Raw genomic sequence first — 14,863 nt, 5'->3', positions numbered from 1 at the left:
TCCTCGCCCTGTCCCTGCCCGCTACTCGGCGGCCTCGGCGTGGAGGGCGTCCCACTCGCGCAGGGCCTGCGCGTCGCGGGGCGTCACGTCCGGGTAGTCCGGGTCGCTGCCGACGCTGTCCAGCACCTTCCACGAGCGGGCGCATTTGCGCCCCTCGGCGAGGGCCGGCACCACCGCGACCCCCTTGACCTCGTCGAGCCGGAAGGCCTCGGCCGGGCCCTCGCCGGCCGCGACCTGGATGCCGGAGGTGATGCAGACCTCCGCGAAGTCGATGCCGTCGAGGCTCGCCAGCAGGTCGGCATCGGCGACGAAGACCGTCGGGGCCGCCTCCAGGCTCGCGCCGATGCGCTTGCCCGCCCGCTCGATCTCGAGCGCGCCCGTCACCACCCGGCGCACCCGGCGGATCTTGGCCCAGCGCTTCGCCAGCGCCTCGTCGCGCCAGGACGTGGGGGTCTCCGGCAGGGTCTCGGTATGGACCGACGCCGTCTCGGAGGGGTAGCGCGCGAGCCAGGCCTCTTCCGCCGTGAAGGCCAGCACCGGAGCGAGCCAGACCGTGACGCGCTTGAAGACCTCGTCGACGACGGTGAGCGCGGCGCGCCGGGTCTGCGACGAGATCGGATCGCAGTAGAGCGCGTCCTTGCGCACGTCGAAGTAGAACGACGACAGGTCGCCGGTCATGAAGCCGTTGAGCAGCGCCACGACCCGCTTGGTGTCGAAGGTGCGGAAGGCGTCGCGGATCTCGGTATCGAGCTCGGCCAGCCGATGCAGGATGAACCGCTCCAGCTCGGGCATGTCTTGCGGGGCGACCCGGTCCTCGGGCCGGTGATGGGCGAGCGTGCCCAGCATCCAGCGCAGCGAGTTGCGCAGCTTGCGGTAGGTCTCCGAGAAGGTCTTGATGATCTCCGGGCCGATGCGCAGGTCGTCGGTATAGTCCGAGGCCGCCACCCACAGGCGCAGGATGTCGGCGCCCGAGCCCTTGATCACGTCCTGGGGCGCGACGACGTTGCCCTTCGACTTCGACATCTTCTCGCCCTTGGGGTCGAGGACGAAGCCGTGGGTCAGCACCACGTCGTAGGGCGCGCGGTCGCGGGTGCCGCAGGATTCGAGCAGCGACGAGTGGAACCAGCCGCGATGCTGGTCCGAGCCCTCGAGGTACATCACCGTGTCGCCGCCGCCGTCGCGCCGCCGCCGGATGCCGGACAAACCCGGAAACTCCTGCGGGTCGCCGAGCGTGAAGGCGTGGGTCGAGCCGGAATCGAACCACACGTCGAGGACGTCGGTCACCTTCTCGTAGGCGGCCGGGTCGTGCTCGGGGGCGAGGAAGCGGGCGCCGTCGGCATCGGTGAACCAGGCATCCGCCCCCTCCGCCGCGAAGGCGGCGTGGATGCGGGCGTTCACCGTCTCGTCGCGCAGGATCTCGCCGGTCTCGCGGTGGACGAAGACCGTGATCGGCACGCCCCAGGCCCGCTGGCGCGACACCACCCAGTCCGGGCGGTTGGCGATCATGCCGGTGATGCGGTTCTGGCCTTGCGGCGGCACCCATTGGGTGACGGCGATCTCGCGGAGCGCCACGTCGCGCAACGTCGCGTCGTTCAGGCTCGCCACCGGCTTGTCGAGGGCGATGAACCATTGCGGCGTGTTGCGGAAGATGACCGGCTTCTTCGAGCGCCAGGAATGCGGGTAGCTGTGCTTGAGCGTGCCGCGGCCGACGAGCGTGCCGGCGGCGGTGAGCGCGGCGATCACCGCCTTGTTGGCGTTGCCCTTCTGGCCCTTCTCGTCCAGCACGCGGGTGCCGGTGAGGCCCGGTGCCGACTCGGTCAGCACGCCGTCGGCATCGACCGTGTAGGGGATCGCGGTCTCGATGCCGCGCTCGCGGAGCTGACGGCCGTTCGCCATCCAGACCTCGAAATCCTCGCGGCCGTGGCTGGGTGCGGTGTGGACGAAGCCGGTGCCGGCGTCGTCGGTGACGTGCTCGCCGTCCAGCATCGGCACCGCGTAGGCGTAGCCGTCGTTCCAGGACACCAGCGGATGCGCCAGCGTCACGCCGGCCAGCTCTTCGGCCGAGACGTCGCTCAGTCGCTCGAAGGATTCGACGCGCGCTGCCTTGAAGACGTCGCCCGCCAGTTTGTCAGCAACAACGTAACGAACACCAGGTTGAGACCAGTTCTCTTGAGGCGCAGCAACGACACGATACAATCCGTAGGAGACTTTTTTGGAATAGGCGACGGCCCGGTTGGCCGGGATCGTCCACGGGGTGGTGGTCCAGATGACGACGCGGGCGCCCTGCAAGTCCGGGGCCGTCTTCGAGGAGACGACCGGGAAGGCGGCCCAGATGGTGTCGCTGACGTGGTCCTCGTACTCGACCTCGGCCTCGGCGAGCGCGGTCTTCTCGACCACCGACCACATCACCGGCTTCGAGCCGCGATAGAGCTGGCCGGTGGTGGCGAAGGTCATCAGCTCGCGGGCGATCGCGGCCTCGGCCGGATAGGCCATGGTCAGGTAGGGATGGTCCCAGTCGCCGGTGACGCCGAGGCGCTTGAACTCCTCGCGCTGCACCGACAGCCAGTGCTCGGCGAAGGACCGGCACTCGCGCCGGAACTCGACCACCGGCACGTCGTCCTTGTTGCGGCCGGCGGCGCGGTACTGCTCCTCGATCTTCCACTCGATCGGCAGGCCGTGGCAGTCCCAGCCCGGGACGTAGTTGGCGTCGTGCCCGAGCGACCCCTGCGTCCGGACGACGATGTCCTTCAGGATCTTGTTGAGCGCGGTGCCGATGTGGATGTGGCCGTTGGCGTAGGGCGGGCCGTCGTGCAGCACGAATTTCGGCCGTCCGGCCGCCGCCTCGCGGATGCGGGCGTAGAGGTTGGTCCTCGCCCAGCGCTCCAGGATCTCCGGCTCGCGCTGCGGCAGCCCGGCCCGCATCGGAAAATCGGTGACCGGCAGGAAGAGGGTCTCGGAATAGTCGCGCCCGGTGGCGGTTTTCGGCTCGGTCATGGTGGTCAAGGCTCGTCTGGGGCGCGGACGCGCAGCCCTTGAGAGGGAATCGCCCGTGAGGGAATCGCAAGCGGCGAAACGGCGGCAACCCGGCCTTCCGCGCGGCCGCGCGATGGCGGCCCTCAGGCGGAAGCCGGGCTCGTAATTCGCCGGATGGCGGCGCGGCGCGGGTGCGATTCGGTCATCCGGTGCTTCTAGCAGCGGCGGGCGGGCGGGGGAAGCGGGGTGATGGTGTGGAGTGGCGGCCACGCTCAACACCCGGCGGCGGCCATGCTATCGTTGCGTCACCGTCGCCATCTTGCCCGCGATCCTCCCGTCATGCCGATCCCCGCGCGCGATCACGACCGAGAGGCTTGTTCTTCGGCCCGTGCGGATCACCGATGCGGCGCGCGCCGTCGACATCCTTTCGGCGTGGGGTGTGTCGCGCAACTTGAGCCGGGCCGCGTTCCCGCCCGATCCGTGCGAGATCGAGCGATGGTTCGCCGATCATGCCCGCGAATGGGAGATGGGGGCGGCCTACCGTTTCGCGATCACGTGCAACGGCATGATGATCGGCGTTGTCGATATCGACGGGGTTGCGCGCGCCGAGGCCCGACTCGGGTACTGGCTCGATCGGGCCGCCTGGGGGCGCGGCTCCGCATCGGAGGCCGGGGCTGCTCTGGTCCGGTTCGCCTTCTCGGTCGCTCGCCTGACGGTGCCGCGTGCTGGGCATGGGGGCGACAACCCGGCCTCGGGACGGGTGCTCACGAAGCTCGGCTTCACCCGATCAAGCGCTGCGCCCGTTTTCTCGCGGCCGCGCGGTGAGACGATCATGCAGGGGCGATACGTGCTGCGACACGGATCAGCCGTCACGGCAGCACACGATCTCGACGGACAGGACCAAGCCCGGCCGCTGTCATTCGGCCGGTTGCTCATGTCCGCGCCCCTGACCGACGAGGACCTACCTCCGCGAGCCTACAAGGCGCGAGATGTCGAATCTTGAAGGAGAGGCCGCGGCTCCTCCCGGTCCGGCGGTTGCAGTGCTCGCTGCACTCGACCCTGCTGCCGGACCGATCCTCGCAGAGGCCGAGCGACAGGGAATCACCTTCGTGCGGCGCCTGTTCGAGGAGTGGCATTCGGGGTCCAATCGCTTCGAACGTCCCGGCGAGATCATCCTGGGAGCCTGGCAGGGCGACCGCCTCGTCGGTCTCGGAGGTCTGAATCGCGATCCATATACGGCGGAGGAGGGAGTCGGCCGCTTACGGCACCTCTACGTGCTCGGATCGCATCGGCATCTCGGTGTCGGCACCCTGCTGGTGGGGCATCTCCTACGGAAGGCCGAGAGCCATTTCCGGACCGTGCGCCTGCGCGCGGCCTCTCCGGACGCGGCAGCGTTCTACCGGCGCCTCGGCTTTGCGGAGTGCGACGACCCGGCCGCCACGCACCTCATCCGCGTGCCGCCCATCGCGTGAACGACGACATCGTTCCGGCCTCGACCAGCACCATCACGCCGATCCCGATCAGCACGAACGGCGTCGCCACCCGGCCGATCCGGCGGATCGGGGCGCCGAGGGCCGGATGGTGGACGAGCCGGTGCGCGAGGGCGAGCCAGAGCCCGGTCATGAGCGCGAAGACCGCGACGAACAGGAGGAGCCGCGGGCCCGGGCTGGTGGCGAAGACCGGCGTGTAGATGCCGAGGTTGTCGCCGCCATTGGCGATCGTCACCCCGGCCACCGCCAGCGCGTGGCCGACCGGGGCTTTCCCGCCCGCCGCCTCGGCTTCCTCGTCCCTCGCGGGCAGGAGGCGGCGCAGCCCGAGCGCGATTGGGACGAGACCCATGAGCCCGAGCCAGGCCGGCGCCACGACGAGGGAGAGGAGCGCGCCGGCGAGCGAGGCGAGGACCAGGGCGGCGATGCCGAGGAACTGGCCGGCCACGATCTGGCGCGGGCGGTAGCGCGGATCGGAGAAGAACCCGATCAGCACGAGCACGTCGTCGACGTTGGTCGAGGCGAAGAGCGCGACCGCGACGCCGGTATCCCTCGGAGCGTCGATCATCGGTCCGGGACCGGGCGGGCCAAGGCCTTACCCCCGCCTCACCCCAGCATCGAGGGCGTGCGATCGGCGGCGAGCAGGCGGCGCGCCCGCGCGGAATCGTCGTGCATCTGCACGACCAGGGCCTCGGCGCTGTCGAAGCGCTCTTCCCCGCGGATGAAGCCGACGAGCTCGACCGCGATCGCCTGGCCGTAGAGGTCGCCGGAGAAATCGAACAGGTAGGTCTCAAGGAGCGGCGCGCCGTCGTCGAAGGTCGGGCGGCGGCCGTAGCTCGCCACGCCGTCGCGCAGGCTGCCGTCGGCGAGCCGGACGCGCACCGCGTAGATGCCGTGGGCGAGCGCGCAGGCGTCGAGCGCCACGTTGGCGGTCGGGAAGCCGAGGGTGCGGCCGCGCTTGTCGCCGTGGCGCACCGCGCCCTCGACGAACCAGCGGTAGCCGAGGAGGTGGTTGGCGGTTCCGACGTCGCCGGCCTCCAGCGCCGCCCGGATCGCGCTCGAGGAGACCGGCGCCTCGCCGCCGCCCGCCGCCACCGCCGGCACGATCCGGCAGGCGAGCCCGTTCTCGGCGCAGAGCGCCTCCAGCATCGCCGGCGTGCCCTCGCGGCCGCGGCCGAAATGGAAATCGTGCCCGATCACCACGCCCGACAGGCCGAGCTCGCCCTTCAGGGTCTCGGCCACGAAGGCCGACGCCCCGGTGCCGGCGAGCCTCGCGTCGAAACGGCGCACGAAGGCGCCGTCGATGCCCAGGCGCTGCAGCACCGCGAGCTTGCCCGCCTCGCCGGTCAGGCGGAACATCGCCGTGCCGGGGGAGAAGAACGCGCGCGGATGCGGCTCGAAGGTGACGACCGCGCTCGGCCGGCCGAGGGCGGCGGCCATCTCCTGCACCGCCGCGATCAGGGCGCGGTGGCCCTGGTGGATGCCGTCGAAGTTGCCGAGCGCCGCGACCGCGCCCCGCAGGCCCTCCGGCACCGGTTCGCCGTCGCGGTGGACGGGGAAGGACGGGGCGACGGGGCGCGGGGCAGTCTCGTCGCGCGGCATACGGGTCCTTGGCTTGCCGGGGGAAGGGTCTTCGGAAGGCGGCCGGACCCTGTCGAAATCCACCGGTTGGGTCAAGACGCCGGGGTGCATGCCGGGGCGGACCGGTCTGCCCGCGGGTTAACCGCTTCTCAAGGGCCCGGAACTACAAGCTGAGAACAGAGGAGCCGACCGGCGCCTCGACTCATCATCCAAGCGGGAACCGGCGCGCGGGGATGCGTCGCGCCCGCGAACGGAGCCGTAAGCCATGGCCCTTGACCTCGGCATGCCGATCCTCGTGGTGGACGATTACCAGACGATGGTCCGCATCATTCGCAACCTGCTCAAGCAGCTCGGCTTCGAGGATGTCGACGACGCCTCGGACGGCACCGGCGCGCTGGCGAAGCTGAAGCAGAAGAAGTACGGCCTCGTGATCTCCGACTGGAACATGGAGCCGATGACCGGTTACGAGCTGCTGCGCCACGTCCGGGCCGACGACGCCCTGCGCACCACGCCGTTCATCATGGTCACCGCCGAGTCGAAGACCGAGAACGTCATCGCCGCCAAGAAGGCCGGCGTGAACAACTACATCGTGAAGCCCTTCAACGCCCAGACGCTGAAGACCAAGATCGAGGCCGTCTGCGGCGCCTGACGCCGCCGACGCGACGAGGCGGTGCCTCTCGGGCGCGGGAGCGTGCGGCTGGGCCGAGAGGCCGGCCGCACCCGCGCCGGATCCCCGAGCCCGCAACGGGCCGGGAAGCAACCTAGCCGCGGGGATCGATCACGTGCTCAGGCAGATGACGGAAGGGCCGCGGTCCGCCCTCAACCGGCTGCTGGGAGGCAAGACGCCCATGGCCGGCACGACGGCGGCCCAGGCCGCGACCCCGGCGATCCCGGTCACGGAACTCCTGGAGATCGCCGACTACATCACCAAGCTGAAGGGCGGCATCGCGGCGCTGCGGGCCCAGGAACTGACCCGCGACCGCATCCCGATGGCGCATGACGAGCTCGGGAGCGTCGTCGCCGCCACCGCCAGCGCCACCAACCGGATCATGGAATCGGCCGAGTCGATTCTCGCGCTCGAGGCCAAGTCCCTCGACGATTACCGCCGGAAGGTCGAGGCCCATATCGGCGACATCTTCGAGGCCTGCACCTTCCAGGACATCACCGGCCAGCGCATCTCCAAGGTGGTGGAGGCCCTGGGCCAGCTCGAGAAGCGCCTGTCGCAGTTCTCGACCGTGGTGAACGTGCGCGACGGCGAGGCCGAGCTTGATCCCGAGGAGGCCCGCCGCAAGGCCCGGGCCGAGAAGCTGCTGCTCAACGGTCCGCAGCCGAAGGGCCCGGCGACGCCGCAGGACGCGATCGACGCCCTGTTCTCCTGACCGGATTTTGTCGAGTCTCCAACCGGGGCGCGCCGGCCGCACCCCGGTCTCGCCGCGTTCCTACCAGCGCAGCAAGTCGATCACCGCGTCCGGGTGGACGGTCTGGGCCTCGAGCCAGTGGGCGATGTCGCCGATCGGCGCCCCCGCCGCGACGCCGAGCTCCTCGGCGTGGATGCCGCGCGCCACCAGCAGGGACGCGATCCCGAAGGCCCGCGCGCCGGCGACGTCGGTGCGGATCGCGTCTCCGATGGCGAGCACCCGGTCGCGGGGGAGGGGGGCGCCGCCGTCGAGCGCCTCCGCGGCGGCGAGCGCCGCCTCGTAGACCGGGACATGCGGCTTGCCGGCGTAGACGACGGCGCCACCCAGTTCCTCGTAGAGCGCCGCGAGGGCGCCGGCGCAGGGGATCAGCCGCTCGCCGCGCTCGACCACGAGGTCGGGATTGGCGCAGATCATCGTCACGCCGCGGGCAGCCCAGGGGGCGAGCCGGTCGCGGTAATCCTCCGCCGTCTCGACCTCGTCGTCGAGGAGGCCCGTCACCACGACATGGGCGGCATCGTCCGGCCCGCCGCGGGCGAGATCGAGGCCGTCGAAGATCGGCAGGTCGCGATCGGGGCCGAGATGGTAGACCGGCGCCGCCGCCCGCTCGGCCAGCAGCCGGCAGGTGAGGTCGCCCGAGGTGACGATGGTGTCGTAGGCGCTGCGCGGCACGCCGAACCCGTCGAGCTGCGACAGGACGCCCGCGCCCGGGCGCGGGGCGTTCGAGACCAGCACCACCCGGCGCGGCCGCTCGCCCGGCAGGGCGCGGAACCGCGTCAGCGCGTCCGAGGCGCCGCGATGGGCGTGCACGCCGTCGTGCAGCACGCCCCAGACGTCGCACAGGATCAGGTCGAAGCCGCCCGCGACGTCGGCGATCCCGTCAAGGATCGCGACTTCGCCCGGATGCGCCGCGCGAACCATCTCGGCCATGCCGTCCCTCCTGGCGCTGCATCGCAGCAGAACGCCTGACGGACTTAAAGAGGGTCCGGCTCGAACGCAACGCCTGTTGAAATCGTTTACAGTCTTTCGGTGCGAAAACCCGGCCGGCGTCAGAGGAACGCCATCCGGTCGACGTCGACGAGACCGCGATCGGTGATCTTGAGGTGCGGGATCACCGGCAGCGGCAGGAAGGCGACCTGGAGGAACGGCTCCGGCAGGGTGCAGCCGAGGCCCCGGGCGGCCTCGCGCAGGGGCGGCAGGGCGTCGCGCACCGCCTCGAACGGCCGGTCGCTCATCAGCCCGGCGATCGGCAGCGCCAGCTCGGCCAGGATCCCGGTCTCGTCCGCCACCACGAACCCGCCCTGCAAGTCGATCAGCCGGTTGACCGCGCGGGCCATGGCCTCCGTGTCGGCCCCGACGACGCAGAGGTTGTGGCTGTCGTGACCGACCGAGGAGGCGATGGCGCCCCGCTTCAGCCCGAAGCCCCGCACCAGGCCGCGCCCGATGCTGCGGGTGCCGTGGCGCGCCACCACGGCCACCATCGCGATATCCTGGGCAAGGTCCGGCACGGCCGCCGGGGTCAGGCGCAGGTGCTCGGTGATGATGCGCCCCGGCACCACGCCGATGACCGGGGTCTCGCCCGCGGGCGCCGGCACGGCGAGGTCGGCGGCGCCGACCGGCTCGGCCCGCACGCTGCGACGGCCCGGCGCGGGCGTCGCGGTCCGCGTCGCTGCCAGCGCCTCGTCCGCCGGGCGGCCCGCCGCGAAGACGGCCGAGACAGAACAAGTTTCCAGGTCGTCGAGCAGCACGATGTCGGCGCGCTTGCCCGGGGCGATCATGCCGCGGTCGGTGAGCGCGAAGGCGGTGGCGGCGGTGAGCGAGGCGGCCCGGTAGGCGGCGAGCGGCGGTACGCCGAGCCCGATCGCGGTGCGGATCAGGTGGTCGAGATGGCCTTCCTCCGCGATGTCGAGGGGGTTGCGGTCGTCGGTGCAGAAGGCGAGGAACGGCGCTGTCCGCTCGGTGAGGAGGGGGGCGAGCGCGTGCAGGTCCTTCGAGACCGAGCCCTCGCGGATCAGCACCGTCATGCCCTTGCGGATCTTCTCCAGCGCCTCCGCGGCGCTCGTCGCCTCGTGGTCGGTGCGGATGCCGGCGGCCGCGTAGGCGTTGAGGGGGAGACCCGACAGGAGCGGGGCGTGGCCGTCGACGTGGCGCCCGGCGAAGGCCGCGAGCTTGGACAGGCAGGCCGGATCGGCCGCGACGACGCCCGGGAAGTTCATGAACTCGGCGAGCCCCAGGGCCCGGGGATGGTCGCGGTAGCGCGACAGGTCGTCGGCCTCGATCCGGGCGCCGGCGCTCTCGAGGTCGGTCGCCGGCACGCAGGAGGAGAGCTGGACGCGAATGTCCATCACGGTCTCGCTCGCCGCCGCCAGCGCGTAGTCGAAGGCGGCGGTGCCGAGCACGTTGGCGAGCTCGTGCGGGTCCCAGATCGCCGTGGTGACGCCGTGGGGCAGGACGCAGCGGTCGAACTCGTGCGGGGTGATGAGGGAGGATTCGATGTGCAGGTGGGTGTCGATGAAGCCCGGGACGGCGATCCGCCCCCGCGCCTCGATCACCCGGGCGCCCTCGTAGGTGCCGTAGGTCCCCACCACCGTGTCGCCGCACACCGCGATGTCGGTCTCCACCAGGTCGCCGGTGACGAGGTCGAGGAGGCGGGCGCCGCGGATCACCAGGTCGGCGGGCGCGCGCCCGGCCCCTTGCGCGATCCGGCGGGCGATGGGGTCCGACATCGGGGATCCTTCTGGCTGCGAGGTCCCCGGATTCTAAGCAGGCCTGCATCGGCAGGCCACCGCGTCGTGCGCCGGGACCCTTGCTTCGTCGCCGTTTCTTTCTGCGATGCCGGCGGCCGCCTTCGCGACATCGGCTCGGCACATCTTGCGCCGAGGGCGACGAAGCTTCCTCGGCGGCCGGCCCGCGGCCGCGGGTCGGCCGATCCTCACACCGCGCGGCGCAACACGTCCCGGAAGGCGCGGCGCACCGGCGGGGGCTCGTCGGCCGGCGGCGGGGGCGGCGGCTCGGGTGCCGGCTCGGGAGCGGGAGGCGAGAGAACCTCGGGCCGCACCACCCGCGGGGGCGAGAACACCGTGCCCTGCGCCAGCGGCAGGTCGAGGTCGATCAGGTCGGGCACGTCGGCCTCCTGCTCGACGCCCTCGGCGACCAGCCGGATCCCGGCCCGGGCCAGGGTGGTGGCGATCGCCGCGCCGTGCTCGCTCAGGAGCAGGTCGACCCCGATCTTGGCGTAGCTCGCGCCGCGGGCGGCCAGCGCCGGGGCGTCGAGGCGCGGCTCGGCGACCCGGTCGACCGCGAGCCCGATCCGCTCGCGCAGGGCCGCCAGCGCCCCCGCCTGCTCGGCATCGAGGCTGCGCCAGCTCTGCTGCGGCAGGGCCAGGATCAGCCGCCCGGCGAGTTCGGGGTGCAGGTCGATCAGGCGGCTGACCGCCCGCAGGAAGCCGGGCTCGAACAGCGATCCCGGTGACAGGGCGTAGGCCACCGGGGTCTCGCTGCCGCGGCCGGCGAGGTGCTGGCCGATCGCCGTCACCCGGGCGAGCATCAGCCGGTCGAGTTCGGTGGTGCGGCCGTGCCGTTCCAGCACCCGCAGGAACTCCGCCGGCGCCAGGAGCGCGTCGCCGACGCGCAGGCGCGCCAGGGCCTCGTAGAACGCCACCTTGCGCTGCGGCAGGCTGACGATCGGCTGGAGGTGGACCTCGAGCCCCTCGCCGAGGGCGGCCAGGATCTCGGATTCGGGCCGCGGCGCCGCGGCGGGCTCCGGCACGAAGGGCCGGCGCGGTGCGGGGGCGGCGTCGCGCGGCAGGATCGGGTCGGCCTGCGGGGCCGGCGCGGCGGCAGTCTCGGGCTGGGCCGCCGCGGCGGGGTCGGCCATGGCGGCCAAGGGCCAGGCCTGAGCCGCCTGCGCGGAGGCGCCCGGATAGGGAACCGACGACGCCGGCGCGAAGGACTGCGGCGCGGCCTGCGCCATGGCCGGGGCGGCCGCCGGCACGGGTGCCGACGCCATCGGGGCCTGCGCCACGGGCGCTTGCACCAAGGGGGGCTGCGCCAAGGGGTGCTGCACCATGGGGGCCGTCGTCGCGTGAGCCGCGGCCATCAGGGGCGGCGCCGTCACGGGGGCGGGCATCGCCGTCGGCATCGGGGCCGGCTGGGCGGGGGGCGCCGCATAAGCCTGGGTCGGGGCCGGGACGGCGGGCGCGGTCCCGGCCTTGAGGTGGATCAGGTCCTCGTCCTGGGCCGCCACCGCCACCGCCAACTCGCGCACGATGCCGCCGAGGAGGCCGATCTCGGCCGTGACCTCGGACAGGCCGTTCTCGAGCGCGGCGACCGGCGCGGCGGGGGCGCTCCGCTGCTCGACCGCGAGAAGGCGGCGCGACAGCAGATCGATCTCGCCCGACATCCGCTCGACCTGCCTGGCCAGGCGCACGGCCCGCCGGTAGGCGAGCGCCGTGGCGACGCCCGCGAGGGCGGCGACCACCAGGGCGGTCCCGGCCACGGCACCGAGGAGGGGCGCCGACAGGAAAGCGACCGCCAGGCAGGCCGCGCCCGCCAGGAGGCAGGAGAGGCTGAGGGCGATCCGACCCGCCGACGACCGATCGGCGCGCCGGCCGATCATGAGGGCCATGGCGATTCCTCTTAACGTATCGAGGACGTGCCGGGCCTCGCGGGATCCCGGCGCGTCGACGGTTGTCGCCGAGGCGCCCGATGCCTGCAAGACACGGCTGCGGGCTTCCCACGCTTTTCGCCCGACCTTGTCCGAGTTGCCGCAGTACCCGACATGGCTTGTGCGGCCCTGGCGTGCCGCGGGACGGTGCCGCCGCTGCCGGCGGGCCGTCGTGACTGATGGCGGCACTGACGGGCCGCGGCAAGGGAGAGTTGTGGCGATGACGATCGACCGGGCCGATGGCCGGATGGACCTGACGATGAAGGTCGAGGGCATGACCTGCCAGGGATGCGTCGCGGCGGTGACGAAGGTGATCCACCGCCTCGACCCGGCGGCCGAGGTGTCGGTGGACCTCGAGCGCGGCTGGGTCGCGGTCGTCACCGCCGCCCAGGCGCTCGAGCTGGCCCAGGCCCTCGGCCGCGCCGGCTACGACGCCGAGGCCATCACCGGCTGAGGGCATGACCGGCCGGTCCCGGGGCGGGCCGGTCCGAGGGGGGAAAACGCCGGCGGGAGGGCGGCCCGTGCGGTGATCCGTGGACAGGTTTTCCCCCCGCCCCGCGCTCTAACGTTCGTTTAAGCCGCCTCTGCGAGGGTTTCCGGGAGTTCGCAGAGTAGGGGCGCCGGGGCCGCAGGGTTCCTCGCGCTGGCGTGGCGGTGTGCATATCAACGGTGCCTTTGCGTCCCTGATCGATGCCCGTCTGACGGGTCTCGTCCACGAATCCACCGCCGGCGACCCGGCCGAGAGGGCCCGCCACGAGCGGTTCCTGATCTCCCGGCTCGCCACGGGCGCCGTGCTGATGGCGATGCTGCCGCCCTACCTGCTGTGGCGCGGCGTGCCGACCCTCGTCGAGGCGGCGGCGGCGGCCTGCCTGATCCTGCCGGTCTTCGCGGCCCTGCTGCTGGCGCGCACCGGCAACCTGACCCTCGCGCACGGGGTGTCCTCGGCGGCGCTGACCGGCCTCGTCGTGTGCCTGGCGAGCCTGACCGGCGGGCCGACCTCGGCGGTCACGATCTGGCTCGTGATGATCCCGGTCGAGGCGCTGCTCGCCGGCTCGCACCGCGCCGCCCTGGTGGCGGCCGTGCTGGCGATGCTGGGGGCGGTGGCGGTCGCGCTCGTCGAGCCGGCGACCGGCTTCGGCTTCTTCGCCTGGCCCTCGGCGCTGGCGATGCCGGTCTTCGCCATCACGGCGATCTGCCACGTCCTGGCGCTGTCCCTGGAGCATCGCCGCCGGGAGGGGCGCTGGAGCGCGCGGCTCACCGCCGCCTCGATGCGCGACGCCCTGCTGCTCGATGCCATCGACGACCTCGTGACCTGGCACGACCGCAACGGCAGCGTGCTGCAGGCCAGCCCCGCCGCCCGCTCGCTCGCCGGAACGACGCCCGACGCGCTGGAGGGCCGCGGCCTGTTCAACCGCGTCCACGTCTCGGACCGGCCGGCCTTCCTGACCGCGCTCAGCGACGCGGCCGCCCAGTCGCAGCCGGTGACGGTGCAGTTCCGCCTTCACGCCGCGGGCGAGGCCGGCGAGACCGGCCGGGTGATCTGGGCCGAGATGCGCGCCCACCGGGTGCCGGGCGCGATGGGGCCGGCGGCGGCCGGCGAGGCCGCCGTGGTGGCGGTGACCCGCGACGTGTCGGAGCACCGGCGGCGGTCCGAGGAGATCGAGGAGGCCCGGGCCGCGGCCGAGCGCGCCGACGAGGTCAAGAGCCGCTTCCTCGCCACCGTCAGCCACGAGCTGCGCACGCCGCTCAACGCCATCATCGGCTTCTCGGAGATGCTGGAGGCCGAATCGACCCTGGCGCTCGGGCCCGAGCGGCGGCGCGAATATGCCGGCATCATCCATTCCTCGGGCCGGCACCTCCTCGAGGTGGTCAACACCCTCCTCGACATGTCGCGGATCCAGAGCGGCAACTTCGATTACGCGCCCGAGCCGTTCGACCTTGCCGGCCTCGCCCGCGGCGTCTGCGACCTGATGCAGATCCGGGCCGACCAGGGCGGCGTGCGCCTGCGGCGCGAGGTCGCCGCCGACCTGCCGGAGGTCACCGCCGACCCGCGCGCCTGCCGGCAGATGCTGATCAACCTCCTGTCGAATGCCGTGAAGTTCACGCCCCGCGGCGGCGACGTGGTGGTCTCGGTGCGCCGGGTGTTCGACCGGGTCGAGATGGCGGTGACGGATACCGGCATCGGCATCGCCGAGGCCGACCTGCCGCGCCTCGGCGACCCGTTCTTCCAGGCCGGCCTCGGCACCGGCTCGAACTACGGCCGCCCGCACGAGGGCACCGGCCTCGGGCTCTCGGTGGTGCGCGGCCTCGTCGGCCTGCATCACGGCGAGCTGACCGTCGAGAGCGGCCCGTCCCGCGGCACCCGGGTGGTGGTCACCCTGCCGCTCGACTGCCGCGTCGGCCGCGGCGATCCGGGCTGCCCGGTGCCGATCCGCACCGCCGCCCTCGTCGCGCAGGCCGGGGGACCCGTCCCGGCCGGGGCGCTTCCTCCCCCGGCCGCGCCCGCCCCGGGCGAGCGTCCCGCCGCGATGCGGCTCACCGGGTGAGGGCGCCGGCCGGCCCGCGCCGGCTCCCCTGACCCCCGTTAAGCCGCCGATCGAATCCGGAAAGGAGATGCGATGTCCGAGGCGCCAGCCCGGAGACGCGACGGGGCCCTCGACCGTCGCCGCGACGCGGCACCGCCCCGTCGCCCCGCCGACGCGCCGGCCCGCCGGCCCGACCCCGACGTCGCTCCGGCCGGC

12 protein-coding genes are annotated in these 14,863 nt (G+C 72.8%); 6 read left to right on the top strand and 6 right to left on the bottom strand.

Annotated features, from left to right (window positions below):
- Positions 1–21 precede the first annotated feature (21 nt).
- Positions 22–2,994 carry an isoleucine--tRNA ligase gene (ileS, locus tag HPY23_RS07335; protein ID WP_091883538.1) on the bottom strand — a complete coding sequence of 991 codons (2,973 nt, stop codon included), beginning with the start codon at positions 2,992–2,994 and terminating at the stop codon, positions 22–24.
- A 238-nt stretch (positions 2,995–3,232) separates the two neighbouring features.
- On the opposite strand from ileS, the gene HPY23_RS07330 reads away from it, so the two are divergent.
- Positions 3,233–3,976 carry a GNAT family N-acetyltransferase gene (locus HPY23_RS07330; RefSeq protein WP_244537508.1) on the top strand — a complete coding sequence of 248 codons (744 nt, stop codon included), beginning with the start codon at positions 3,233–3,235 and terminating at the stop codon, positions 3,974–3,976.
- Complete coding sequence (locus tag HPY23_RS07325; RefSeq protein WP_091883535.1) at positions 3,963–4,445, top strand: GNAT family N-acetyltransferase; 483 nt, start codon at positions 3,963–3,965, stop codon at positions 4,443–4,445. The genes HPY23_RS07330 and HPY23_RS07325 overlap by 14 nt, the downstream gene beginning before the upstream one ends.
- Here the strand turns inward: HPY23_RS07325 and HPY23_RS07320 are convergent.
- Together HPY23_RS07320 and HPY23_RS07315 are read right to left on the bottom strand one after the other, a co-directional pair.
- The gene (locus HPY23_RS07320; RefSeq protein ID WP_091883532.1) at positions 4,420–5,028 is read right to left on the bottom strand and encodes a cadmium resistance transporter; all 609 of its coding nucleotides are present in this window, start codon (positions 5,026–5,028) and stop codon (positions 4,420–4,422) included. The two genes, HPY23_RS07325 and HPY23_RS07320, sit on opposite strands and share 26 nt — an antisense overlap.
- 38 nt (positions 5,029–5,066) lie before the next feature.
- Positions 5,067–6,062 (bottom strand): bifunctional riboflavin kinase/FAD synthetase, encoded by a 996-nt coding sequence (locus tag HPY23_RS07315; protein ID WP_091883530.1) that lies wholly within the window; start codon positions 6,060–6,062, stop codon positions 5,067–5,069.
- Between the two features lie 244 nt (positions 6,063–6,306).
- Between HPY23_RS07315 and HPY23_RS07310 the strand changes: the two genes are divergently transcribed.
- A complete protein-coding gene (locus tag HPY23_RS07310; protein WP_048427618.1) occupies positions 6,307–6,690 on the top strand; it encodes a response regulator in 384 nt (127 codons plus the stop codon).
- Between the two features lie 199 nt (positions 6,691–6,889).
- Positions 6,890–7,420: a protein phosphatase CheZ gene (locus tag HPY23_RS07305; protein WP_060849314.1), complete on the top strand. Its 531-nt coding sequence runs from the start codon at positions 6,890–6,892 to the stop codon at positions 7,418–7,420.
- A gap of 60 nt (positions 7,421–7,480) precedes the next feature.
- On the opposite strand, the gene HPY23_RS07300 is transcribed toward HPY23_RS07305, so the two are convergent.
- From HPY23_RS07300 to HPY23_RS32885, 3 genes are all read right to left on the bottom strand, one after another.
- Entirely contained in the window at positions 7,481–8,386 is a 906-nt protein-coding gene (locus HPY23_RS07300; RefSeq protein ID WP_091883526.1) for a TIGR01459 family HAD-type hydrolase, read from the bottom strand.
- A 119-nt stretch (positions 8,387–8,505) separates the two neighbouring features.
- Positions 8,506–10,182, bottom strand: coding sequence for an adenine deaminase (gene ade / locus HPY23_RS07295; protein ID WP_091883522.1), 1,677 nt, complete (start codon positions 10,180–10,182; stop codon positions 8,506–8,508).
- A 206-nt stretch (positions 10,183–10,388) separates the two neighbouring features.
- On the bottom strand, positions 10,389–12,083 hold the full coding sequence (locus HPY23_RS32885) for an EAL domain-containing protein (RefSeq protein ID WP_236017645.1): 1,695 nt from the start codon (positions 12,081–12,083) through the stop codon (positions 10,389–10,391).
- A gap of 259 nt (positions 12,084–12,342) precedes the next feature.
- Here HPY23_RS32885 and HPY23_RS07285 point away from each other — a divergent pair, with 259 nt between their 5' ends.
- Together HPY23_RS07285 and HPY23_RS07280 are read left to right on the top strand one after the other, a co-directional pair.
- A complete protein-coding gene (locus tag HPY23_RS07285; RefSeq protein WP_236017644.1) occupies positions 12,343–12,576 on the top strand; it encodes a heavy-metal-associated domain-containing protein in 234 nt (77 codons plus the stop codon).
- 202 nt (positions 12,577–12,778) lie between these two features.
- Entirely contained in the window at positions 12,779–14,668 is a 1,890-nt protein-coding gene (locus HPY23_RS07280) for a sensor histidine kinase (RefSeq protein ID WP_060846719.1), read from the top strand.
- Positions 14,669–14,863 lie beyond the last annotated feature (195 nt).

This window comes from Methylobacterium ajmalii (genome assembly GCF_016613415.1).
GTDB lineage: Bacteria > Pseudomonadota > Alphaproteobacteria > Rhizobiales > Beijerinckiaceae > Methylobacterium > Methylobacterium ajmalii.
Note: the sequence above shows the minus strand (reverse complement) of the source record. Positions and strands in the feature narration are given on the sequence as shown.

Bases quoted from the DNA above. Each gene is read 5' to 3' on its own strand.
- ade (WP_091883522.1), bottom strand. From the start codon at position 10,182: ATGTCGGACCCCATCGCCCGCCGGATCGCGCAAGGGGCCGGGCGCGCG.
- ileS (WP_091883538.1), bottom strand. From the start codon at position 2,994: ATGACCGAGCCGAAAACCGCCACCGGGCGCGACTATTCCGAGACCCTC.
- HPY23_RS07305 (WP_060849314.1), top strand. From the start codon at position 6,890: ATGGCCGGCACGACGGCGGCCCAGGCCGCGACCCCGGCGATCCCGGTC.
- HPY23_RS07325 (WP_091883535.1), top strand. From the start codon at position 3,963: ATGTCGAATCTTGAAGGAGAGGCCGCGGCTCCTCCCGGTCCGGCGGTT.
- HPY23_RS07320 (WP_091883532.1), bottom strand. From the start codon at position 5,028: ATGATCGACGCTCCGAGGGATACCGGCGTCGCGGTCGCGCTCTTCGCC.
- HPY23_RS07315 (WP_091883530.1), bottom strand. From the start codon at position 6,062: ATGCCGCGCGACGAGACTGCCCCGCGCCCCGTCGCCCCGTCCTTCCCC.
- HPY23_RS32885 (WP_236017645.1), bottom strand. From the start codon at position 12,083: ATGGCCCTCATGATCGGCCGGCGCGCCGATCGGTCGTCGGCGGGTCGG.
- HPY23_RS07300 (WP_091883526.1), bottom strand. From the start codon at position 8,386: ATGGCCGAGATGGTTCGCGCGGCGCATCCGGGCGAAGTCGCGATCCTT.
- HPY23_RS07285 (WP_236017644.1), top strand. From the start codon at position 12,343: ATGACGATCGACCGGGCCGATGGCCGGATGGACCTGACGATGAAGGTC.
- HPY23_RS07310 (WP_048427618.1), top strand. From the start codon at position 6,307: ATGGCCCTTGACCTCGGCATGCCGATCCTCGTGGTGGACGATTACCAG.